The following is a 24,991-nucleotide window of genomic DNA, read 5'->3' as shown; positions in this document are numbered from 1 at the left end:
TCAAAATAATATGTTCTTTAAATCTTGACGAGCAATAGAATAATTACTTTTTTCTGATACTTCCTGTTGTAAAAATTTTTCTAATTTCGGCCAAAGTTTAATAGCATTATCTAATACTGCGTCAGTTCCAGAAACATAAGCGCCAACATTTATTAAATCTCGATTTCTTTGATAAGAAGCAACTAATTTTTTAAAATAACAGGCTTCTCTATAATGTTGAGAATCGATAATATCTGGCATGACACGACTAATAGAAGATCCAATATCAATTGCAGGATAATGACCTAAATCAGCATAATAGCGAGATAAAATAATATGTCCATCTAATATCGAACGTGCTAAATATGAAATAGGATCTTGATCATCTTCACTTTCAGTTAAAACTGTATAAAAAGCAGTAATTGAACCCTTATTAGTATTACCTATACGTTCTACTAAACTAGGAATTTTTGAAAATATTGAAGATGGATAACCTTTTGAAACAGGTAGCTCTTCTAAAGACAAGGACACTTCTCGTTGTGCCATAGCATAACGAGTTAAAGAATCCATAATTAGCAATACATGCTTATTATTATTACAAAAATATTCTGCAATACTAGTGGCATAAGACGCTGCTTGTATTCTTATTAAAGGTGATGTATCTGCAGGAGCCGCCACTATTACTGATCGTTTTAATCCTTTTTTACCGAGTATATTTTCTATAAAATCTTTTACTTCTCGTCCTCTTTCTCCAATTAATCCAATAACAATAATATCTGCTTGAGTATATTTTGCTATCATACCAAGTAAAATACTTTTCCCGATTCCAGAGCTAGAAAATATACCTATTCTTTGGCCTTGTCCAATAGTTAAAAGCGCATTAATCGCACGTATTCCAGTGTCTAAAATTTTAGTAATTGGCTTTCTATTTAATGGATTAATGCTATTAATTTTATTTATAGAATAACATTCATCGCTTAATGGAGATAATCCATCTAATGGCTGACCTCTTCCATCTACGACTCTTCCTAACAATTCTATTCCCAATGGGATTTTCTTTATAAAATAATTTATATTGCTACTTGTTTTTAAAAAAACGCGAGCACCTGGAAATACACCTTGAATTTCTTCTAAAGATAATAATAATGTTTTTTCTTGTGAAAAACCTACTACTTCAGTATCAATATTCAAGTTTTTTCCATCTATTATTCTTTCAACAACACATTGAGCCCCAATAGGAACTTTTAATCCTACTACTTCTAAAACTAAACCATTAATACTAATAAGACGACCATAAATAATAGAATGAGGAAGTTTATTCACTCTGTTTTCAAATGAAGAAAGCTTATTTAACAATTGAGTAAATCTTAAATGCATTAATATTCCTCTGAATAAAGAAGACGACATAATTCTTGCCATCTAGCATCAACTGTAACATCTATATCACTGCTTTCTGATGTAATTTTAAAACTATTTATATCTATATTATCATCACATACTAATTTCCATTTATAAGTATGTAAAAAATTTTTGAATGTTTTTTCTATTAAAAGTCTATTATTAGAATGAATAATTAGATGCGGTTTTTTCAAAAACATACCATCTTTGTTGATAGTTTTTTTGATAGACTTCAGCAAAATTAATTCATCAATATTAGTTTTATGTCCAATGACATAGGATGAAACTATTAATACTGTTTTTAATACACGAGAATATAGTATTTTTTCAAGTTCAGAGAAAGATTTTTCATAATCTAAAAGTAAATTATTTAGTTGATTTTTTAATAAAATATTTTCTTGTACACCTTCTGACAATCCTTTTTCAAAACCTATTGTATATTCTTTTGTCGTTGTTATATCTATTGTTGATATATTATTTTTTTCGTCTTGATGACATTGTTTTTTATTATGTACATCTAAATAAAAGTCGTCTTGAGTATATTGATCTGAACTATATAAAAATTTTTTATTATTTTTTTTATTTTTGAAAAATATTTTTTTTGGATACCATCGTGTCCATTTTTTTTCTAATATTAAATTAGGCATAATACTCTCTTAAATTATTTAATGCAAAATACCCCTTATCTATAATACTTTTAATCATTATCAAAATTAATTTTTGTTCGTTTTTTATAGAAAGATTAGAAATATAAGATTGTTTTTCTAAACTTAAAGATAACTGTTTTGATTCTATTTCAGTCATATTTTTAAAAAACTTTTCTCTAATAATAGAGCTTGTGTTTTGAAGTGCAATATATAATTTTTCTTTTTCAATATTTTCAATAAGAATTTTAATATAATTATCATCTAAATCCACTACATTTTCAAATGAAAACATTTCATTAATAATGTCATTTGATAATTTTTTATTAAATGCGCTAATTTTTTTTATTGTTTCTTTTTCATCTTTAATGGTCATAGAATTTAAAATTTTAGCAGCAGTTTTTATACCTCCTTTTTCTGATAAAATTAATTTCTTATTCTGCATTAAATTTTCAATCACTTTATTTAATTCAACTAAACTAGATTCTTCAATTCCATGAAATTCTGTAATCTTCAATATAATTTCAGCACGTTTTGTATTACTAAGAAAAGAAAGCACTTTAGCAGAATGTTTTCTATCTAGATATATAAGTATTGTTGTAATAATTTGAGGATGTTCTTGATTTAATAAAAAAGCAAGTTTTTCAGGATCCATACAATTAAGCGCTTTAATACATATTTTAGCATTGCGAATATCTAGTGCTTCTTGTAATAAAGAATTTCCTTTCTTTTCTCCTAATGCTTTTTCTAACATATCTACAAGATAATTATCGCTATTATTAAAATTAAAAGCATTATTTTTTATTGCAAGATTATAACATTCATGCAATGTTTCATTTAATTGTTTTGTTGAAACTCTTTTTATGTTTACCATAGAAGTGAGAAGTTCTTGTACTTCAAAAGGAGTTAAATGTTTTAATATTTTCCCTGCTTGTTCAGCTCCTATGGACATTAATAATAATGCACTTTTTTCAGTACCATTTAAAATCATATTTTATCACTCATCCATTCACGAATAATCAACGCTATAGTACGTGGATTCTGATTAGATATATTACAAATTTGATGAATTATTTTATCTGTATGAAAATTATTCTTCATATCTTCTTGTTCAGCAATATTTTTTTCTATATTCTCATAATTTTCTATATGTTTTTTTTCGTTTTTTATACTATTTTTAGTAGAATCATTTCTTGAAAAAGGACAAATATATCTTTTTAATAAGAAAAAGAGAAAGATAATAGCAACACACCATGGTGCAGAATTAAATAGAAAATTTGAAGATTCAAATGAATCTAAATTCTTTAATGGAACAGGAATTTTTTTATGATATTTATTATTAGTAAAAGATGCATTAACAACGTGAATACTATCACCTCGTACTTTAGAATACCCTATTGTTTCACGTATTAAATATTCAATATTTTTTATTTTTTCTGCAGTAAAAGGAATTTCTTTTCCGTTTTTATCTTTAACAAAATTAAGTAAAACTGCAGCTGATAATCTTTTAATTTCTCCTATATTCATTTTAATATGTGATACGCTATGATTTAACTCATAATTAACTGTATTATCACGATTAATATTAGAATTTAAAGGATCATAAGTATTATCTAATTTTTTAGTATTCTTTAAAAAATTTCTTTTTCTAATGAGATTATCATTTTTCATATTTCTAATATTTTTATCAAATGTAATATTATTAGATAACGCTGTTGGTATATTCTTATGATTTATTTCATCGTGAATGCTATTTTGATAAGATCGTATTGCTTGATTTTTATGATTAGTATTTGGTAAATATTTTTCTTGTGTTTCTTCTTGATCATTAAAATCTATCTGAGCAGTGACTTGTGCATAAACATTACCAATACCGACTAATGGCTCTAAAATATTTTTTATTCTATTTCGATAACGCGATTCAATATCTTCAGAATATTTAAACTGTAAATTATTAATTTGTTGATGACTTGAAAAAGGCTGATTTAACAATTGTCCTGATTGATCAACAATAGTGATATTTTCAATAGAAAGATCAGAAACACTACTTGAAATTAAATGTAATATTGCATTAATTTGTTCTATATTTAATGCTCTTCCATTTTGCAGTTCTAAAATCACAGAAGCTGATGGTTTTTTATTTTCTTGTAAAAATAATGATGGTTTAGAGAATGCTAAATGTATTCTAGCACTTTTTACAATATTAATTCGTTGTATAGTACGAGCTAGTTCTCCTTCTAAAGCACGCTGATAATTGATTTGTTCATTAAATTGACTTATGCCAAATTTTTCTTTATCTAATAATTCAAAACCAATTTCTCTACCTCGTGGAAGATTTTTTTCTGCTAAACGCAAACGAATATCATAAACTTTGTTTTTTGGAACAGATATTGCACCTGAAGCATCAGTAAATTGATAAGGAATTTTCATTTGATTTAAATGATTTACAATAGCTCCACTATCTTCATCAGATAAATGATTATATAAAATTTGATATTCAGGAGATTTTATCCATATTGAAACAGAAACAGCAGTAATCACTGTAGCTGTTAATAAAATGATTAAAACACGAGAATTTTTCAAAAAACGAGATAAAAAATTATTAAATTTTTTTTTCTCTTCTAACACTGAATCTTCTATAGCACTAAAATTCATGAAATCTTCCTATCTGATAGTTAGTTCTAACTACAATTTAGTAACAATGAAATAATTGTACTAATAGTATGAAATAAAAAAATTTCTTGTTCAATTGTTTTCAAGTAAATTATTATTAATAATATATAAAAAACTATTATTTTAGTATAAAAAAAACTTTTTCTTCATTTATTTTATATTAAGATATAATAATCTTTGTAAATCTTAAAAAAATAAGTATCATTTAAATAAATATCATTTATAGAGGAAGATTATGTTAATTAATAATATTGATTATCAAAATTTGCATACAAAAGTCAATTTTTTAGACAAATATAAAAATATCTCACAAAATAATGTAGAATCTAATAATTTCATTGACTGTATAAAAACAGCATTGGGAGAAATAAGCAAAATTCAAAAACACGCAACAAAAGATGCTGAAAAATTTGTATTAAATCAATCAGGAATATCTTTAAATGATGTCATGATAAACTTACAAAAATCTTCTCTTTCTATGCAAATGGCAATTCAAGTAAGAAATAAAATTGTATCAGCATATCAAGAAATAATGAGCCAACAAATTTGATTTTTAATAATGTGCTGAATCTTATTCAGCACATTATAATATGACAAATATTTTTTTAGATTAAAAATTTATTAAGACTAATATTCTATTTTATTTTAATTTTTTAGTTAAATATTTAATAATATTTAATATAAAAACAAATTTTATGGAGCTAAGCGGAATCGAACCGCTGACATCTTGCATGCCATGCAAGTGCTCTACCGACTGAGCTATAACCCCAAAAATATTACAATATAAAAACAGGTGAATTCTGTCAATTTATTTCTTCATAAAATAATTTATATATAACAAAGCTTTAAAAATTTATGTAAATTATTTAAGGATATATTTTTATTAGTAAAAACTTCATTATAATCTTACTAAAAATTATATGTGTCAAATTTTTTATAAATAATTTAAAGTTTATTTTTTTAAAGGATACTTAATTATCTATTTTTTTATTAATAGATAAATGATTAATATAGTCCATTGCTTTTTTTATTCTTAATAAAGTTTTTTTTCGACCAACTAAATCAATAACAGAACTTATACTAGGTGAACACACATTACCTGTTATCGCTACTCTTAAAATCATATTAATTTCTTTTATATTTACTAAGGTATCTTCAGATAAATTATTAATAACTTCAGAGATTGCATAATGATTCCAAACAATTAAATTTTTTATTTTTTTATATAATTTATCTAAAATAGAAAAATTATTTATTAGCAAATATCTCTCTGCTGCTTGTTTGTTAAAATCATTAAATTCTTCATAAAAATACCGACAAGATTTAGCTATTTCTTTCAATGTATGATAACGATTTCTTAACAGTTTAAATAGTAGTTCTAAATTAGGACCATTACTTATAATAATATTTTCTTCTATCATATAAATTTTAAGAAGATTGCAGATATAACTTACTGATAGGTTGTTAATATAATATTTATTTAGCCATAACAGTTTTTTTGTACTAATAATACTAGAAGATTTACTTATAGACTTTAAACTAAATAATTCTTGCATTTCTAATACACTAAAAATTTCTTTGTCACCATAAGACCAGCCTAATCGAACTATATAGTTTAATAACGCCTCTGGTAAAAATCCTTTTTTATAGTACTCAGTTATACTTAAAGCATTTTTTCTTTTAGAAATTTTATGTTTATCTTCATCTAAAATCATTGATAAATGCGCATAAATTGGTATTTCGGCGCCTAAAGACTTCATGATATTAATTTGACGAGGTGTATTATTAATGTGATCCTCTCCACGAATCACATGAGTAATCTGCATGTCTAAATCATCTATTACCGCACAAAAATTATAAGTAGGCATGCCATTAGAACGTTGAATTATAAGGTCATCTAATTCTTTATTGTCAAAAACAATATTACCTCTAATTTTATCATTAAAAACTACTTTTCCAGTACTAGGATTTTTAAATCTTATGACATAATCTTGATTAAATATATTTTTATATTTTAAATTCCTACAAATTCCAGGATAGCGTGGTTTAAAACCCTTTTGAATTTGGTTTTTTCGTATTTCTTCTAATTTTTCAGATGAGCAAAAACATTTATATGCATCACCTTTATCTATCATATTATTAATAACTTTTTTATATCGATCTAATCTTTGACTTTGAAAATAAGGTCCTTCATCCCAATTTAATCCTAACCATTTTAATCCATTAAAAATAGAATCAACAGAGACTTGTTGAGAACGTTCAAGATCTGTATCCTCTATGCGAAGTATAAATTTTCCATTATTATGCCTTGCGAATAACCAAGAATATAACGCAGTACGAATACTTCCAATATGTAAATTTCCAGTAGGACTAGGAGCAAAACGCGTTTTTATTTTCATGTATACCTTAAAAATATTTGATATTATAAAAAATAATAAATCTTTTCATAATATTTATTATTAATTTTCAATAAAAAATATAGACTATAATTTAATCATAATGATTAAATTTACAACAAACAAATATTATTTTTTAAAAAAAGGTTGACTCTATTTCTTCTAGCTTTACAATAAAGCTATAAATTCAGTTTTAGGGTGATTAGCTCAGTTGGTAGAGCTCCTCCTTTACACGGAGGAAGTCGGCGGTTCAAGTCCGTCATCACCCACCAAAATAAAAATAACAAAATAGGGTCGTTAGCTCAGTTGGTAGAGCAGTTGACTTTTAATCAATTGGTCGCAGGTTCAAATCCTGCACGACCCAAAATATTATTTTAATGATATTAAATATTGAAACTCGTCTTCATTAATAGTTTTTATTTTTAATAATTTAGCTTGAAAAAATTTAGAACCAAATTTTTTTCCAACAATCAATAAATCTGTATTTTTAGAAATATGGTTTAAAACAATAGCGTCTAAATTAATTAAAATATTTTTTAATTCTATTCGTTGAAAATTATCAAAAATACCTGTTAAAACCACTTTTTTACCAGAAAAATATGTATTTTTCTTTTTTTTCATGAAAATTTCTCGATCATCCCAAGAAATTCCTACTTTTTTTACTAAATTAAAAATCATATCGCGATTTGAATCAATAGAAAAATAGTTCCATATATTATATGCAATAACTTTTCCGATTCCATCTATATTATTTAGATCTAGAATACTAGTATTAATTAACTTATCTAACGTTAAAAAATAGTTTGCAATTTTTTCTGCAGCAATCTCACCTACATTTAATATTCCTAAAGCATAAATAAAACGTTTAAAAGTAGTTTTTTTACATTGATTAATAGCACTAATAATTTCTAGACTTTTTTTAGATCCTATTTTTTTTAATTTAATTAAATCAATCTCTCTAAGATAAAAAAAATCTATTGGGTTATTAACATATTTTTTGTCAACTAATTCATTAATAATTTTAGGACCTAAACCTCTTACATTTAAAGATTTTTTTGAAAAAAAATGTTGTAATGATTTTTTTTTCTGAGCATCGCATATTAATCCAGCATGACAACGAATTACTTTGTCTTCTTTACTTTCTAGAAGTTTTGTATTACAAATTGGACAAAATACAGGAAAAATAATTTTCTTTGAATAACTAGAACGTGTAGCTGTAACAACACTTAACAATTTTGGTATAACATCCCCAGATCGACATATCACAATAAAATCATTAACATGTAAATTTAATCGCTCTATTTCATTTTTATTATGCAATGAAGCCTTTCGAATTGTAACACCAGATATATAAACTGGTTCAAAACACGCAACGGGAGTAATTGCACCTGTTCTACCAACCTGAAATTTTACACTATTCAATCGCGTTATTCTTTCTAAAGAAGAAAACTTCAAAGCTATAGCCCATCTTGGTGATTTGCTATTAAAACCTAATTTATTTTGTAATTCTAATGAATTAACTTTGACAACAATACCATCTATATCAAAATTAAAAACATGTCTTTTTTTTTCAATTTTTTTATAAAAATCAAATACTTCTGTATAATTAGAACAATTTTTCATTTCTTTATTAACTGGTAATCCCCATACTGAACACTGCATCAATCGTTCATAATGAGTAGTAAATTTTTCTATTTCTGAGAAAAAATCACAACCATGACAAAAAAACATTAATTTTCTTTCAGCTGTGATTTTTGGATCGATATGACGTAATGAACCTGCAGCTGCATTTCGAGGGTTAGAAAAAGATTTATTTTTTTCAATTTGAGATATCTCATTTAATTCTAAAAAATCAGATTTTAACATAAATACTTCCCCTCGAATTTCTAATCTTTTAGGTATATCACATCCTGTTAATTTTAATGGAATAGATTTAATCATTTTTGCATTTACAGTAATATTTTCTCCTTTATAGCCATCACCTCGAGTTGCTGCTCGTATAAATATACCTTCTTCATAGATAATACTAATAGCTATACCATCTATTTTTAATTCACAACATAGAGAAATTTCAAGATTAACATTTAGAAATTTCTTAATTCTTGTTTCAAAATCTAAATATCCTTGTACATTAAATGTATTATCTAAAGATAACATAGGAGAAAAATGTGTTATTTTTTGAAATTTATTTGATAAGTTAGATCCTATCTTTTGAGTAGGTGAATCAGCAGTAATAAATTGTTTATTCTTTAATTCTAGATTATACAATTTGTGAAGTAAATAATCATATTCTGCATCAGAAACAATTGGTTGATCTAATTTATGATAAAAATATTCATATTTCAAAATATTTTTTCGTAATTGATCGATTTTATTTTTAATAGATGTCATAAATTTATTATATGCTTAAAAAGATGAACTTTAAATTATCTCAAATGTTATAAATTAATAATATTTGTATTTCAAAATATTTTTTATTATATAATTTTTACTTATAATAAAAAAATATTTATTTTTAAAATATAAAAGATAGGTTTTTTTAAAATAGACAAAAAGCAGTATAATAAAAAAAATTTTATAAAAAAATAAGATTCTTATTACATACTAAAAACTTTTTATTAAAATAGCTTTAAAAAAATTAAGAGAAAAAGATGAGTAAAATATATGAAGATAATTCTTTAACTATTGGAAACACACCTTTAGTTCGCTTAAAAAATATAGGAAATAGAAACATTTTTGTCAAAATAGAATCTAGAAATCCTAGTTTTAGTGTGAAATGCAGAATTGGTGCTAATATGATATGGAATGCAGAAAAAAATGGAACACTGACTAAAAATATAGAATTAATAGAAGCGACTAGTGGAAATACTGGAATAGCATTAGCTTATGTTGCTGCAGCTCGAAACTATCGCTTAACTCTTACCATGCCAGATACCATGTCTATGGAAAGAAAAAAACTACTCAAATCTTTAGGTGCCAACTTAGTATTAACAAATGGAAAATTCGGAATGCAAGGAGCAATATCTAAGGCAGATGAAATTGTATCATATGATACTAAAAAATATCTTTTGTTAAAACAATTTGAAAATCCAGCAAACCCTGAAATTCATCAAAAAACCACTGGTCCTGAAATATGGAATGATACTAATGGTGATGTAGATGTTTTGATTTCTGCTGTAGGAACAGGAGGCACTATTACAGGTATCTCGAGATATATAAAACAAAACAAGGAAAATAAAAATTTTATCAGTATTGCAGTTGAACCTTCTGAATCACCTGTAATTACACAATTTTTATCTGGAAAAAAAATAAAACCTGGACCACACAAAATTCAAGGTATCGGACCTGGATTTATCCCTAAAAATTTAGACTTAACATTAATTGATGAAGTCGTTACTGTTTCAAGTGAAGAATCAATACTGACCGCTCAACAATTAATGAAAACAGAAGGAATATTAGCAGGTATTTCTTCAGGTGCAGCTTTATTTGCTGCCTTTAAACTTCAAAAACAAAAAAAATTTTTAAACAAAAAAATAGTTGTTATATTACCGTCTTCAGGAGAGCGTTATTTAAGTACAGAATTATTTTCTACATTGTTTGAATGTAAAAAATATTTTTAAAAAATACAACTTCTGTAATAAAAAACTTGATTATCTAGTATTTTTTATTGCAGAAGTTGTATTTTCATTATTTGAAAAAATATAAACCTGAACACTATTTTACTAAAACTATTTAAGGGAAAAAAATGTTTCAAAACCAAATCACAATAACTGCTCCACATGGATTACATACCCGTCCTGCAGCTCAATTTGTAAAAGAAGCAAAAAAATTTATTTCTGATATTTCTATTATATTTAATGGCAAAACAGTTAATGCAAAAAGTTTATTTAAAATTCAAACACTAGGATTAGTTCAAGGTAGTATTATTACATTATCTGCTGAAGGAGAAGATGAAAAACAATCAATTGAACATTTATCTAAAATAATGACAGAATTAGAATAAATTATCATACAGAGATAATTTATAAATTTTTACGCGGATCTCGGAGGTTATATAAAAAATAACTTCCGGATTATTTTATGAAAAAATATATTCGCCTGACCTGCCATATTTTTCCTCTCTGAATGGATAAACTTTATTAAAGGTAATGTTATGATTTCAGGCATTTTAGCATCACCGGGTATAGCTTTTGGACATGCTCTTTTATTAAAAGAAGAAGAAATTGTTATTAACCGGAAAACAATTGATATTAAAAATATTAAACAAGAAATAGAAAATTTTTTTAAAGGTAGAAAAAAATCAATCGAACAACTAACACAAATTAAAATTACAGCTAGAGAAAAATTTGGAGAAAAAAAGGAAAGTATCTTTGAAGGTCATATTATGCTTCTCGAAGATGAAGAATTAGAACAAGAAATAATCTCTTTAATTAAAGAAAAAAAAATATGTGCTGCAGCAGCTACTGAATTTATTATTGAAGGACAAGCAAAAGCTTTAGAAAAACTTAAAGATGAATATTTAAAAAATAGAGCAATTGACGTAAGAGATATTGGAAAACGTTTGTTAAAAAACATACTCCATCTAAATATTATTGATTTAAATCATATCACACGTGAAGTTATTTTAATTGCAAAAGATTTAACTCCTTCAGAAACAGCACAAATAAATTTAAACTATGTTTTAGGATTTATTACTGATTTAGGTGGTCGAACATCACATACTTCAATTATGGCAAGATCACTAGAAATTCCTGCTATTGTGGGTACTGGTAACGTAACCAATATAGTAAAAAATAATGATTATATTATTTTAGATTGTATTCAAAACGAAATTTTCATAAATCCTTCTAATGAATTAATAAACCAAAAAACAGAAGTAAAAAATATTTATTTTTATAAAAAAAATAAATTGATAAATTTAAAAAATTTACCTGCTACTACTCTTGACGGACATAATATTAAAATTGGTTCTAATATTGGTAATATACAGGAAATTAATTCTGCACAGAATAATGGTGCAGAATGTATTGGTCTCTATCGTACAGAATTTTTATTTATGGGAAGAACCTCTTTACCAACTGAAAATGAACAATTTCAGTCGTATAAAAAAATAGCAGAATTAATGAAAAATAAACCTGTCATTATACGAACAATGGATATTGGTGGCGACAAAGATCTTCCTTATATGAACCTACCAAAAGAAGATAATCCTTTTCTTGGCTGGCGCGCAATACGAATATCAATGGATAGAAAAGAGATTTTACAAGCACAATTAAAAGCTATTCTTAGAGCTTCTGCGTTTGGTAAAATACATATTCTTTTTCCTATGATAATTTCTGTAGAAGAAATTAGAATATTAAAATTAGAGATTAAAAACATTCAAAATCAACTACATAATAACAACATTTTATTTGATAAAAATATCAAAATTGGCATTATGATAGAAACACCAGCATCAGCTATAATCTCTGATTATTTAATAAAAGAAGTGGATTTTTTTAGTATTGGGACTAATGATTTAACACAATATACTTTAGCTGTTGATAGAGGAAATGATTTAATTTCACATCTCTATAATCCTATGAATCCATCTATTTTAAAATTAATCAAAAAAGTCATTGATGTTTCACATAAGAATGGAAAATGGACAGGTATGTGCGGAGAATTTGCAGGAGATGAACGTGCTACTGTTCTATTATTAGGTATGGGACTAGATGAATTTAGTATGAGTTCAATAAGTATTCCAAAAATAAAAGAAATTATTCGTAAAACATCTTTTTCTGATGCTAAAAAATTAGCACAAAAAGCACTAACGTTGCCAACTACTAAAGAAATACTTAATTTAGTAAAAAATTTTATGAATTATTAAGAGGTGATAATACACTAAAACATAATCAAAAAGTACTTAGGAGACAAAAATGAATTTCTTTTCTGATTTGTTTAAAAGTAAAAATCCCATTTTTTCTAAAAAAATAGACATTATCGCACCTTTATCAGGTGATATAGTCAATATCGAAGATGTACCAGACCTTGTTTTTTCTAAGAAAATAGTAGGTGATGGAATAGCAATTAAACCATCAGGAAATAAAATAGTTGCACCAGTTAATGGAACTATTGGAAAAATATTTGAAAGTCTACACGCTTTTTCAATTATTTCAGAAGACAACGTTGAATTATTTGTTCACTTTGGCATTGACACTGTGAAATTAAAAGGGTCAGGTTTTACAAAAATAGCAACAGACAATGAAAAAGTAAAAATAGGAGATGAAATTATTTCATTCGATTTAGATTTTTTAACAAAAAAATCTTTTTCTGTATTAACTCCTGTTGTAATTTCAAATATGGAAAATTTTAAAAAAATAGAAAAATCATCAGGTACTATTATTGCTGGAAAATCAATTATTATTACCTTATATAATTAATTTTTCAATAGAAAAACGGTGCTATTCTTTAGTACCGTTTTAATCTATTTAACATTAAATTTAAAAAAATAGTAGGAAAAATATGATTGATGTATATAAAATTGTTACTTCTATTATTATTGGAATAATTGAAGGTATAACAGAATTTCTTCCAGTTTCTTCTACAGGACATATGATTATTGCTTCTCATTGGTTAGGAATAGAAAATAATAATACGAACATATTAGAAATGTTTATTCAATTTGGTTCTTCATTAGCAATGTTATATTTTTTTCGTGAAAAAATCATTAAAATATTAAAGGTTAAAATCAATATTAAAAATAAAAAAACTAATTTTTTACATATTTTTATTTCGATTGTGCCTACAATATTTTTAGGATTGATATTTTATAAACAGATTAAACTACTTTTTAATACTAATAATGTTATGTATTCATTAATATTTGGTGGTTTGTTTCTTATTATTTCCGAAATATTTAAACCTAAACAATATCGAACATTAAATCTTTATCAAATCAATTTCTATGAAGCTATTATCATAGGTTTGTTCCAAATTTTTTGTTTATGTCCGGGTTTTTCAAGATCTGGCGCAACTATAGGAGCAGGAGTACTATTGGGGATTAAACGTTCAGTGGCAATAGATTTTTCTTTTATTATCTCTATTCCATTACTAATGGGATCATCTTTTTTCGAATTAATAAACAATTTTAAAAACGTTAACATATCAGAATATCCAATATTTTTTATTGGATTTATTATTTCTTTTATAGTTTCTATATTATGTATAGAAAAATTATTAAAAATAATTAATAAAAAGTCACTAATATTTTTTGCAATATATCGATTTATAATAGTTGGATTAATTTATTTAATAAATTAGATTCATAATATATTTTAAAAAAAATAAAAAAAATATAGTTATACTTTTAATTTTGATACCTATATACCTAATTATAATATTTCATATTTTTAAAACGCCACGATTCAAGCTTATTAATTCTTAAACGTATTAATTCATGTTTAATTGCAGATCCTGTAAATCCTTGATTTAGAATTAGTTGAATAGAAACATTTTGTACAACAGAAAAATATTTTTTTAAAAAATAACTTGATTGAGAAGGGAAAAAATTAGATTTAAAAATATTGAAAGAATTAAAATTAATTAAAAATGATAATTTTTTTATACGATTTGGCTTTCTCCACGCATCAATTTTATAAAACATTCTGACAATATTTTTAGATGATTGATAATTAATAGTCTTTAAAAAAATACAAAAACCAGTATTTAAAACAGCTATATCTCGAATATAAGATGGAATATTAAAACGCTTACATAAATTTTTAATCATAGAAGCAGAATGAGTATCATAAAAAATTTTTGAAGTCTTTAAAAACATTTGATTAATAGATAAAAACTGGCATAAATAAGAAAAACGTATATCAATTTTTTTTTCAAATGTTGATATTTTTGCTAATCCCATCAATATAATATGTTTATTGAACGTATTATATTTTAAAAAAAAATTGTTTTCATATAAAAAATACATATCTGGAAAAAAAAATTGAAGTGCTTTACAAGTATGTAGTATCTGAAAATATACATGAGGATTAGAAGTTTGAAAAGCTTTTTCCGTTTCATTCCATATTCTATTCGCAGTTAAATACAATAACTCTTTTTTTTTCACTATAATAGACATTAAATCAATCGTTTCTTTTGCAATTGTGAATCCTAAATGTACTAAAGCAGCAGCAAATCTTGCTGTACGTAAAACACGTAATGGATCTTCTATAAAAGATTCAGAAATATGACGTATTAAACGACATTCAATATCTTTTTTTCCTTCAAAAGGATCAATATAATTACCATATTCATCTTGAGCAATAGCATTAATTGTTAAATCTCGTCTTATTAAATCATCTTCTAAAGTTACATTAGTGTTACTATCAGTATCAAATCCAGTATAGCCTCTTCCAGATTTTCTTTCTTTTCTTGCTAGAGCATATTCTTCATGTGTTTCTGGATGTAAAAATACTGGAAAATCTTTTCCAACTTGTTGAAAATTTTTTTTTAATAGTATTTCTTTTGTTCCACCGACTACGACCCAATCCTTGTCTTTAATAGGTAAGTTTAGTAAAGCATCACGAACTGCTCCTCCTACTAAATATATTTTCATAATTTTTTTCTCGTAATAAAGAATAAAATTCTATTCTAGAATATAAAAAAAATAAAACTTTTTTTAAAAAAATATTGATTTCAGTAATTAAATCTTGTAATTATCTTATAGATAAGATATATAAAATATAATTATTTTTTATTTATAAAATAAATAAATTATTAAAATACTTTTAATCTGAGAGATAAAATCATGAAAAAAAAAAATATTGATTTTACAAATTCATTTGTTCTTGTCGTGGGAGATCTAATATTAGATTGCTATTGGTATAGTAAAAATAATTCTATGCTTTCTGAAAAATCAGCTCCCATCATTAAAATTCATAGCATAAATAAACAACCTGGAGGTGCTGCAAATGTAGCAAAAAACATTGCAGAAATTGGTGGTAATTCTAAAATAATTGGTTTTATTGGAATAGATAATGAAGGTATCATATTAAAAAAACTTTTAAATCATATTAGAATTTATTGCGATCTTATTTCCATAAAAAAAAATAAAACAATTACTAAAATTCGTATTTTTTCAGAAAATAAACAATTAATTCGAGTGGATTTTCAAGAAAAATATATTACTGAAAAAATTGATTTTTTATATGAAAAAATTATTCATTCATTGCCATATTGTAAAGTTTTAATATTATCAGATTATGCAAAAGGTACTTTAGTTCATATTAGCAGAATAATTCATTTAGCAAAAAAAATGTCTATTCCTATACTTATTGATCCTAAAGGAATGGATTTTAAAAAATATTCTGGAGCGAGCTTATTAACACCTAATCTTTCTGAGTTTGAAAAAATAGTTGGAAAATGTTATAAAGAAACAGAAATTTTACAAAAAGGGATAAAATTATTATCTAAATTAAATTTATCAGCATTATTAGTCACTCGTTCTAAAAATGGCATGACTTTATTTCAATCGGAAAAAAAACCAATTCATTTTCCTGCTATATCAAAAATAACAAGAGATGTTACTGGAGCCGGAGATACTGTAATTTCTATAATTGCTGCTTCTTTATCTATAGGATATTCTTTAGAAGAAGCATGTTTTTATGCTAATGTTGGAGCTAGTATAGTTATTAAAAAAGTTGGCACTGAAACTATAACAATTAATGAATTAAATTCTGCATTAAATTTTCAATAAAAAAATATGTTTATATTTATTCAAAAAATATTATCTCTAAATCAGAGCTATAATTTTCTACATTGATCTCACATTTATTTCAATATATAATAACTATTATTTATAAAAAAATATTTCAATTATAAGATATTAATTATATAAGCCATTTATTTTACAAATGTTATTTTTTAAATAATGAGTATTAATACATAAAAAAGGTTTTTTAAAATGAACCAAGCGCTCTTATATCAATTTGGAACACCTATAGAGAGAATTAAAAAAGCAATATTTGCTCTACAATCTGGTCAAGGTATTATTATATTAGATAATGAAACACGTGAAAATGAAGGAGATCTTGTTTTTGCATGTGAAAATATGACAGTAGAACAAATGGCTTTAAGCATTCGATATGGTAGCGGTATCGTATGTCTCTGTATTACAGAATCTAGAAGAAAAAAACTTGATTTACCTATGATGGTTAAAAAAAATACTAGTAAATATCGTACAGGATTTACAGTGACAATAGAAGCTGCTAAAGGTGTTTCTACTGGTGTATCAGCTCAAGATAGACTTACTACTATAAAAACTGCAGTCGCAGATCACGCTAAACCTAGTGATTTAAATAGACCAGGACATGTCTTTCCATTAAGAGCCAATAGCGGTGGAATTTTAGCAAGAGCAGGACATACAGAAGCTGCTATTGAAATTGTTTCATTAGCAGGTTTTAAACCAGCTGGAGTAATATGTGAATTAACCAATAAAGATGGAACTATGGCTCGTACACCTGAAGTAATTATATTTTCTAAAAAAAATAAAATGCCAATATTAACTATTCAAGATTTAATCTTATACATTAAAAATATATAATTATATTGATAGCAACTATTCTATAGAATAAAATAAAGGTTATAAGTCACTAATAGACCATTTTGGATTAACTAAAATATCTAATTGAGGATTTTTTGCTTCTAGATGGCGTAAAAATCCAACATATGCAATCATTGCACCATTATCTGTACAAAATTCTAAACTATTATAAAATACTTGGCCATTAAAATATTTTTCCATCATTTTTTCTGCTTCTTTGCGTAAAAGATGATTTGCACTTACACCACCAGCTATAACTAAATTTTTCCATCTTTTCTGTTTTAATGCTTTTTTAGTTTTAATTAACAATATATCAATTACTGCATCTTCAAAAGCTCTTGCAATATTAGCTTTTTCTTGCATATTTTTACCAGATTCATGGATAACTTGAGTAGTAAAAGTTTTTAATCCTGAAAAACTAAAATTTAATCCTGGATGCTTTATCATAGGACGAGGAAAATAAAAATGGTTTTTAATTCCTTGACATGCTAATTTAGATAGTTCAGATCCACCTGGATATGGCAATTCTAATAATTTTGCAATCTTATCGAATGCTTCTCCTGCTGCGTCATCTAAACAATTTCCGAGTATTTCATATTTACCTAATGCATGAACAGCAATAATTTCAGTATGTTTTCCTGATACTAATAATCCAATAAATGGAAATTCAATTGATTTACATTCTAACATAGGTGATAATAAATGAGCTTCCATATGATTAATAGGAAGAACTGGAATGTCTAAAGAAAATCCTAAAGAACATGCAAATGTAGCACCAACTAATAAAGATCCGACTAAACCAGGTCCAGCAGTATATGCAATAATATCAATATCCTGAATAATACTATCACTTTGAAATATTTTTTTTAATAAAATAGTTATTGACCGTATATGTTCACGAGAACATAACTCAGGAATTACGCCTCCATACATATTATATAATTTTTTTTGATGATAGATTTTATTAATCAATAAACCTTTTTCACTATCATATACAGCAATTCCTGTATCATCACAGGAAGTTTCAATGCCTAATACTTTCATAATTATTTACAACCTTATAAGCTTATTTTTTAATAATTAACAAATAATTTATTAAAAACTATATTAAAGATACAAAATGCTACTTTACAATATCATACAGATTGATATAGGATCTATTAATCTACTTTCTTAAGCAGATATTGTAATATGCATTTAATTTAGTAAAACAAATTTTTGAGGTAAATGTTTATATGCCTATCATAAAAGTTCGCGAAAATGAACCATTTGATGTAGCACTTCGTCGGTTTAAACGTTCTTGTGAAAAAGCTGGAATTCTAGCAGAAATTCGTCGAAGAGAATTTTATGAAAAACCAACTACAGAACGTAAAAGAGCTAAAGCTTCTGCAGTAAAACGTCTTGCAAAAAAACTTACACGAGAAAATGCAAGACGTATTCGTATGTATTAAATGTATTTTTAAAAAACTATTAAAAAACCGTTCTTCTTTAAGAACGGACATAAATTCTATAATATCAAAGTATATGTCTGGAAAAATACCTAAATATTTTATTACTGAACTACTATCTCGTACCAATATTGTAGAACTAATTAATACACGCATAACATTAAAAAAATATGGTAAAAATTATCAAACCAACTGTCCTTTTCATCATGATAAAACTCCATCTTTTACTGTAAGTTATGAAAAACAATTTTACTATTGTTTTGGATGTAATGCACATGGAAATGCTATTGATTTTTTAATAAAATATGAAAATTTAAGTTTTATTGAAAGTATTGAAGAACTTTCAATAATGCATGGTGTAAAAATACCATTTGAAAATAAAATAAATAATAATTTTTATATTAAAAAACAAAATTTATATTTATTTATGGAAAAACTATGTAAATTATATCAGAAAAATATAAATATTACTGATTCAGCTTACCATTATTTAGCTGAAAGAGGTATTAATCAAAGAATGATTGATTTTTTTTTACTTGGATTTTCTAGTTTTAATTGGAAAAATTTTTCTACAAATCTTCATATTAGTAAAGAATTAGAAGAAAAATTTATTCATTATAATATAATTCATATTAACAAAAAAGGATATAAATATGATCAATTTCAAGGACGTATAATATTTCCTATACAAGATCTTCATGGAAGAATTATAGGTTTTGGTGGTCGTTCACTAAATAATAGTTTACCAAAATATCTTAATTCACCTGAAACAGATATCTTTCATAAAGGAAAATATATTTATGGACTATATCAAGTTAAAAAAAAATGCAAACAACCAAAATATTTATTAGTAGTCGAAGGTTATATTGATGTTATAACATTAACACAATATAATATTAATTATGTAGTTTCTCCATTAGGCACCTCAACAACTAGTGAACACATTCAACTTCTTTTTCAGAATACTGATATCGTCGTGTATTGCTATGACGGTGATGATGCAGGTAAAAATGCAGCTTGGCGGACTTTAAAAAAAGCTTTACCATATATATCAGATCAAAAAACATTAAAATTTATATTATTACCGAGAAATGAAGATCCTGATTCAATTATAAGAAAAGAAGGCAGAGATGCTTTTCAGAAACGTATTAATAACGCAATTACTATGCCAAAATTTTTTTTTAAATGTCTATTACGTAATTTCAATTTATCTTCATCTGAAGATAAGTTCAGTTTGAGTGTACGTGCATTACCATTAATCAATAGTATTTCTAGTGATACAATACGTATTTATTTACGTCAAATATTAGGTAGACTAATAGGAATTTTAGATGATCATCAATTTGAAAAATTTCTCTATGAATATGAAATTAAAAAAACATATAGATCACAATTTCAAATTAAAAGAACTCCTATGAGAGTTCTTATAGCATTACTGATACAAAATCCTGCTTTATCGACAGTAGCACCTTCAATAATAAAATTTAAAAATTTAAAAGTAAAGGGATTACCAATTTTTTTAGAAATATTAAAAACATGTCTTTCTAATCCTCATATTAATACAGGTCAATTATTAGAATTTTATAGAGATACTAAAATAATTAATATTTTAAAAACTTTAGCTAGATGGGATCATATGATTATTCAAGAAGAAATTCAAAATATGTTTTTAGATTTATTAATGAATATATATGATAAAATTCTTGAAGAAAGACAAGAATATCTCATTGCTCAAGAAAGAATAAGAGGATTAACTATAATTGAAAAAAAAGAGATTTGGTCTATTAATAAAGCATTATCAAAAAAATAATATACAACACTTTCAAAAAAATAAATAGCCATTCATCTTATTACCAATTGAAATAAAAAATATTTTTTTATATATTTAAAATAACTTCATTATTGTTCATCATTGACAATATAGTCAATTAATTTTCATAAAATTAACAGAATTTGGATGCCATCTTATGGATCACAACCCAAAATCACAACTCAAGCTCCTTGTCACACATGGTAAAGAGCAAGGATATTTAACATATGCTGAAGTTAATGATCATTTACCAGAAGAGATTATTGATTCTGAACAAATCGATGATATTATTCAGATGATTAATGATATGGGAATTCCAGTCGTTGAAGAAGCACCTGATGCTGATGATCTAATCTTAAACGAAATAAATACAGATACAGATGATGATGCAGTCGAAGCAGCAACACAAGTATTATCTAGCGTAGAATCAGAATTAGGACGAACTACTGATCCTGTCCGCATGTATATGAGAGAAATGGGAACAGTAGAATTATTAACACGAGAAGGAGAAATTGATATAGCTAAACGTATTGAAGAAGGTATAAATCAAGTTCAATGTTCAGTCTCAGAATATCCAGAAGCAATTACTTATCTTTTAGAACAATATGATCGCATTAAAACTGGACAAATACGATTATCGGATATAATAACTGGTTTTGTAGATCCAAACGTAGAGGAAGTTTTTTCTAGCGCATCTATTCATATAGGCTCTGAACTTTTAGATGAAGAGCAAAATTCTGAAGAAGATGAAGAAAATCATCAAGAAGAGAATGAAGATGATCATAGTATTGATCCAGAATTAGCCAATGAAAAATTTTCTGAATTACGAATGCAGTATAATAATACAAATAATGCAATAAAAAATAAAAATAGAACGCATAAAGATGCATTATTAGAAATTTATAATCTTTCAGAAGTTTTTAAACAGTTTCGATTAGTGCCGAAGCAATTTGATCATTTAGTTAATAATATGCGATATATGATGGAAAGAGTGCGAGTCCAAGAAAGAATTATTATGAAATTATGCGTCGAAAAATGTAAAATGCCTAAAAAAAACTTCATTAAAATTTTTTCAGAAAACAAAATTAATAACAACTGGTTTATAAAAGAACAAAATACCAATAAACCATGGTCTGAAAATTTAAAAAAAGTAAAAGAAGCTGTCTTTATTAGTATGAATAAGTTAATTGAAATTGAAGAAGAAACTGGTTTAACAATTGCACAAGTTAAAGATATCAATAAACGTATGTCTATTGGAGAAGCAAAAGCTAGACGTGCAAAAAAAGAAATGGTCGAAGCTAATTTGCGCTTAGTCATTTCTATTGCAAAAAAATATACAAATAGAGGATTACAATTCTTGGATTTAATTCAAGAAGGAAATATTGGTCTAATGAAAGCAGTTGATAAATTCGAATATCGTCGTGGTTACAAATTTTCTACTTACGCAACTTGGTGGATTCGACAAGCTATCACTCGATCTATCGCTGATCAAGCTCGCACCATTCGTATTCCAGTTCATATGATTGAAACAATTAATAAACTAAATCGTATTTCTAGACAAATGTTACAAGAAATAGGTCGCGAACCTACTCCAGAAGAACTATCTGAAAAAATGCTTATTCCTGAAGATAAAATTAGAAAAGTATTAAAAATAGCTAAAGAACCAATATCAATGGAAACACCAATTGGTGATGATGATGATTCACATTTAGGTGATTTTATAGAAGATACTACTTTAGAGCTACCATTAGATTCAGCTACATCTGAAAGTCTACGATCAGCAACACATGATGTTTTATCAGGTCTTACAGCACGCGAGGCAAAAGTACTTCGTATGCGTTTTGGAATTGATATGAATACTGATCATACTTTAGAAGAAGTTGGTAAACAATTTGATGTTACTCGAGAACGAATACGTCAAATAGAGGCAAAAGCACTGAGAAAACTGCGTCATCCAAGTAGATCTGAAGTATTACGTAGTTTTTTAGATGATTAAATTTATTCAATATAAAATAAAACTTCTGTGCTGGTATATTTTGTATACTATTTTTTAAATAAAAACAGAAGTTTTTATTTTATAAAAAATTATCAATTAAATACCATCTCCATATTGAAATCTATTTGTGCATGATAAATTACTTTTTTCTTCTATCGAAAAATATTTTTTACTATCTAATTCACCGATAATTTTTGCTGGTACTCCAACGACTGTTACATATGAAGGAACGTTTTTTAATACTATAGAACCAGCACCTATTTTTGCACCTGAACCTACTTCAATGTTTCCTAATATTTTTGCTCCAGCACCTATAATAACTCCTTTCCTAATTGTAGGATGTCTATTTTCACTATTATTTTTACCGGTTGAACCTAATGTAACTGAATGAAAAATAGAAACATCATCTTCTATAATCACACCTTCTCCAATCACAATACCAGTAGCATGATCTAACATTACGCCAGAACCAATACGAGCAGCTGGATGAATATCAACTGCAAAAACAGTAGATACTCTACTTTGTAAATATATAGAGAATGATGTTTGTTTTAGATTCCACAGGTGGTGACTTAATCTATAAGCTTCTAACGCATGAAAACCTTTAAAATATAATAAGGGTGTTAAATAGTCTTTTACTACTGGATCTTTTTTTAATATAGTTTTTATGTCTTTTACTACAATATTTGACATAGAAGAATTATTAGAATATATATCATGAAATATACTTTGCATTTTTTTTGCAGAAAGCATAGATGTAGATAATTTATTTGCTAATATATAACTCAAAGAATCAATTAAATTATTATGTTGTAATATACTATTTGTATAAAAATCTGATAAAATTGGTTCTTCATTTAATAAAAAAGAAGCTTGACGGACTATTTTATTCCATATTTTTGATCTTTCTAAAAAATACATAATTTTCTCCAAAACAATATTTATTATGTTTTATTATTAAAAAAATATTTATATCATCTGTAATAAAATTAAATTAATAGATGATTTTTATTCACTATTTTTTTTAAATTTCATATGATTATCATACATAGCATCAAAATTGATAGGAGCAAGATTCATCTGTGGAAAACTAGCATGCGAAACTAAACTAGAGATACATTCACGGGCATAAGGAAATAAAATATTAGGACAATAAGAATATAAATAATAATTTAATATTTTTTCGTTTAAATCTGCAATAAAAAAAATACCAGCTTGATCTACATCACATAAAAATATTAGACTTTCTTTAATCTTAACAATAATTTTTATCTGTAAAACAATTTCAAAAATATTTTTTTCTATTTTTTTAAAAAAAGTATTTAAATGAAATTTAACAATAGGTTTCCAGTCTAAATGAAACACACTAGGTGTATTTGGTGCTTCAAAAGAAGCATCTTTTATATAAATACGTTGAATTTCAAAGGATTTTTTCTTTACTTTTTCTTCTGACATAATATATCCATAAATTTAATAAATATTGATCTATTTAAGAAATAAAATTATATTTATATTGTTATTTGTATACAGATAATATATTTCTGATAATAAATTTTATTCAAAATAATTTATAAACAAAAAATATTTATTACCAGTATCAATCTTTAACAACAAGTGGCAAATGATCTAAATTCCAATAATATATGCCATTTTTAAAAATATAAATCTGATGAAAACCATTCTTGATACATTCTTTGATACAATTATTATATTGATATGTCTCATTTAATATAAGAATAATAGGAGAAGATTTATATGTATCTACTGCTTGAATATTTTTTAAACAAAAATTTTTTAATGGTATATTAATAGAATTAATAATATGACCTTTTTTAAAAAGTTCTAAAGAACGGGTATCAATTACAATAGCATTGTTTTTATTTATTAATTTGATCACTTCTATATTATTAATAAATTTACATTGTAAAAATAAATTTTTAATCATTAACAATGTTAAAATTATTAGACAAACAAACCATATACTACTCAGTATGAAATGTTCACTAATAAAAAACATTATATCCTGCATAAATTATATATCCTATATACTTATACTTTAAATATT

22 protein-coding genes and 3 tRNA genes are annotated in these 24,991 nt (G+C 25.3%); 13 read left to right on the top strand and 12 right to left on the bottom strand.

What is annotated here, in order from left to right:
• Genes D9V67_RS00385 through fliF form a run of 4 tightly spaced genes read right to left on the bottom strand, consistent with a single transcriptional unit; the run spans position 1 to position 4,676 of the window.
• Positions 1 to 1,398, bottom strand: coding sequence for a FliI/YscN family ATPase (locus D9V67_RS00385; RefSeq protein WP_158358985.1), 1,398 nt, complete (start codon positions 1,396 to 1,398; stop codon positions 1 to 3).
• Entirely contained in the window at positions 1,356 to 2,024 is a 669-nt protein-coding gene (locus D9V67_RS00380; RefSeq protein ID WP_158358983.1) for a flagellar assembly protein FliH, read from the bottom strand. Before D9V67_RS00380 ends, D9V67_RS00385 begins: the two co-directional genes overlap by 43 nt.
• Positions 2,017 to 3,012 carry a flagellar motor switch protein FliG gene (gene fliG, locus D9V67_RS00375; protein ID WP_158358981.1) on the bottom strand — a complete coding sequence of 332 codons (996 nt, stop codon included), beginning with the start codon at positions 3,010 to 3,012 and terminating at the stop codon, positions 2,017 to 2,019. Before fliG ends, D9V67_RS00380 begins: the two co-directional genes overlap by 8 nt.
• A complete protein-coding gene (gene fliF / locus D9V67_RS00370; RefSeq protein WP_158358979.1) occupies positions 3,009 to 4,676 on the bottom strand; it encodes a flagellar basal-body MS-ring/collar protein FliF in 1,668 nt (555 codons plus the stop codon). The genes fliG and fliF overlap by 4 nt, the downstream gene beginning before the upstream one ends.
• A 253-nt stretch (positions 4,677 to 4,929) precedes the next feature.
• Between fliF and fliE the strand changes: the two genes are divergently transcribed.
• A complete protein-coding gene (gene fliE, locus D9V67_RS00365; protein WP_158358977.1) occupies positions 4,930 to 5,244 on the top strand; it encodes a flagellar hook-basal body complex protein FliE in 315 nt (104 codons plus the stop codon).
• Between the two features lie 146 nt (positions 5,245 to 5,390).
• Here fliE and D9V67_RS00360 read toward each other — a convergent pair.
• Positions 5,391 to 5,463, bottom strand: a tRNA-Ala gene (locus tag D9V67_RS00360).
• A 202-nt stretch (positions 5,464 to 5,665) separates the two neighbouring features.
• Positions 5,666 to 7,093: a glutamate--tRNA ligase gene (gene gltX, locus D9V67_RS00355; RefSeq protein WP_158358975.1), complete on the bottom strand. Its 1,428-nt coding sequence runs from the start codon at positions 7,091 to 7,093 to the stop codon at positions 5,666 to 5,668.
• A 193-nt stretch (positions 7,094 to 7,286) separates the two neighbouring features.
• Here gltX and D9V67_RS00350 point away from each other — a divergent pair.
• Positions 7,287 to 7,362: transfer RNA gene (locus tag D9V67_RS00350), tRNA-Val, on the top strand.
• 19 nt (positions 7,363 to 7,381) lie between these two features.
• A tRNA-Lys gene (locus D9V67_RS00345) sits at positions 7,382 to 7,454 on the top strand.
• 5 nt (positions 7,455 to 7,459) lie between these two features.
• Here the strand turns inward: D9V67_RS00345 and ligA are convergent.
• On the bottom strand, positions 7,460 to 9,481 hold the full coding sequence (gene ligA / locus D9V67_RS00340; protein ID WP_158358973.1) for an NAD-dependent DNA ligase LigA: 2,022 nt from the start codon (positions 9,479 to 9,481) through the stop codon (positions 7,460 to 7,462).
• Positions 9,482 to 9,741: 260 nt separating this feature from the next.
• On the opposite strand from ligA, the gene cysK reads away from it, so the two are divergent.
• The 5 genes from cysK (at position 9,742) to D9V67_RS00315 (ending at position 14,392) form a co-directional block, all read left to right on the top strand.
• Positions 9,742 to 10,710 carry a cysteine synthase A gene (cysK, locus tag D9V67_RS00335; RefSeq protein ID WP_158358971.1) on the top strand — a complete coding sequence of 323 codons (969 nt, stop codon included), beginning with the start codon at positions 9,742 to 9,744 and terminating at the stop codon, positions 10,708 to 10,710.
• Between the two features lie 125 nt (positions 10,711 to 10,835).
• Entirely contained in the window at positions 10,836 to 11,093 is a 258-nt protein-coding gene (locus D9V67_RS00330) for an HPr family phosphocarrier protein (protein WP_158358968.1), read from the top strand.
• 150 nt (positions 11,094 to 11,243) lie between these two features.
• Positions 11,244 to 12,959, top strand: coding sequence for a phosphoenolpyruvate-protein phosphotransferase PtsI (ptsI, locus tag D9V67_RS00325; protein WP_158358967.1), 1,716 nt, complete (start codon positions 11,244 to 11,246; stop codon positions 12,957 to 12,959).
• A 49-nt stretch (positions 12,960 to 13,008) separates the two neighbouring features.
• Positions 13,009 to 13,512 (top strand): PTS glucose transporter subunit IIA, encoded by a 504-nt coding sequence (gene crr / locus D9V67_RS00320; RefSeq protein WP_158358965.1) that lies wholly within the window; start codon positions 13,009 to 13,011, stop codon positions 13,510 to 13,512.
• 82 nt (positions 13,513 to 13,594) lie between these two features.
• On the top strand, positions 13,595 to 14,392 hold the full coding sequence (locus D9V67_RS00315; protein ID WP_158358963.1) for an undecaprenyl-diphosphate phosphatase: 798 nt from the start codon (positions 13,595 to 13,597) through the stop codon (positions 14,390 to 14,392).
• 67 nt (positions 14,393 to 14,459) lie between these two features.
• Here D9V67_RS00315 and D9V67_RS00310 read toward each other — a convergent pair whose 3' ends face one another.
• Positions 14,460 to 15,686: a tRNA CCA-pyrophosphorylase gene (locus D9V67_RS00310; RefSeq protein ID WP_158358961.1), complete on the bottom strand. Its 1,227-nt coding sequence runs from the start codon at positions 15,684 to 15,686 to the stop codon at positions 14,460 to 14,462.
• Positions 15,687 to 15,878: 192 nt separating this feature from the next.
• On the opposite strand from D9V67_RS00310, the gene rfaE1 reads away from it, so the two are divergent.
• Together rfaE1 and ribB are read left to right on the top strand one after the other, a co-directional pair.
• Entirely contained in the window at positions 15,879 to 16,826 is a 948-nt protein-coding gene (rfaE1, locus tag D9V67_RS00305; RefSeq protein ID WP_158358958.1) for a D-glycero-beta-D-manno-heptose-7-phosphate kinase, read from the top strand.
• 207 nt (positions 16,827 to 17,033) lie between these two features.
• Positions 17,034 to 17,672, top strand: coding sequence for a 3,4-dihydroxy-2-butanone-4-phosphate synthase (ribB, locus tag D9V67_RS00300; protein ID WP_158358956.1), 639 nt, complete (start codon positions 17,034 to 17,036; stop codon positions 17,670 to 17,672).
• A 39-nt stretch (positions 17,673 to 17,711) separates the two neighbouring features.
• On the opposite strand, the gene tsaD is transcribed toward ribB, so the two are convergent.
• Entirely contained in the window at positions 17,712 to 18,716 is a 1,005-nt protein-coding gene (gene tsaD / locus D9V67_RS00295) for a tRNA (adenosine(37)-N6)-threonylcarbamoyltransferase complex transferase subunit TsaD (protein ID WP_158358954.1), read from the bottom strand.
• 191 nt (positions 18,717 to 18,907) lie between these two features.
• On the opposite strand from tsaD, the gene rpsU reads away from it, so the two are divergent.
• From rpsU to rpoD, 3 genes are all read left to right on the top strand, one after another.
• On the top strand, positions 18,908 to 19,123 hold the full coding sequence (gene rpsU, locus D9V67_RS00290; RefSeq protein ID WP_009874014.1) for a 30S ribosomal protein S21: 216 nt from the start codon (positions 18,908 to 18,910) through the stop codon (positions 19,121 to 19,123).
• Positions 19,124 to 19,196: 73 nt separating this feature from the next.
• Complete coding sequence (gene dnaG / locus D9V67_RS00285; RefSeq protein WP_158358952.1) at positions 19,197 to 20,930, top strand: DNA primase; 1,734 nt, start codon at positions 19,197 to 19,199, stop codon at positions 20,928 to 20,930.
• Between the two features lie 157 nt (positions 20,931 to 21,087).
• Positions 21,088 to 22,926 (top strand): RNA polymerase sigma factor RpoD, encoded by a 1,839-nt coding sequence (rpoD, locus tag D9V67_RS00280; RefSeq protein ID WP_158358950.1) that lies wholly within the window; start codon positions 21,088 to 21,090, stop codon positions 22,924 to 22,926.
• Between the two features lie 96 nt (positions 22,927 to 23,022).
• Here rpoD and cysE read toward each other — a convergent pair whose 3' ends face one another.
• The 3 genes from cysE to D9V67_RS00265 all read right to left on the bottom strand — a co-directional run bounded on the left by cysE (position 23,023) and on the right by D9V67_RS00265 (position 24,955).
• Positions 23,023 to 23,847 (bottom strand): serine O-acetyltransferase, encoded by an 825-nt coding sequence (cysE, locus tag D9V67_RS00275; protein WP_158358947.1) that lies wholly within the window; start codon positions 23,845 to 23,847, stop codon positions 23,023 to 23,025.
• An 87-nt stretch (positions 23,848 to 23,934) separates the two neighbouring features.
• Positions 23,935 to 24,381, bottom strand: coding sequence for a protein-export chaperone SecB (gene secB / locus D9V67_RS00270; protein WP_158358945.1), 447 nt, complete (start codon positions 24,379 to 24,381; stop codon positions 23,935 to 23,937).
• Between the two features lie 142 nt (positions 24,382 to 24,523).
• Complete coding sequence (locus D9V67_RS00265; RefSeq protein ID WP_158358943.1) at positions 24,524 to 24,955, bottom strand: rhodanese-like domain-containing protein; 432 nt, start codon at positions 24,953 to 24,955, stop codon at positions 24,524 to 24,526.
• Positions 24,956 to 24,991 lie beyond the last annotated feature (36 nt).

This window comes from Buchnera aphidicola (Brachycaudus cardui), from assembly GCF_005081945.1.
Lineage (GTDB): Bacteria > Pseudomonadota > Gammaproteobacteria > Enterobacterales > Enterobacteriaceae > Buchnera > Buchnera aphidicola_AN.
This window is presented reverse-complemented; position numbering and strand designations above follow the sequence as displayed.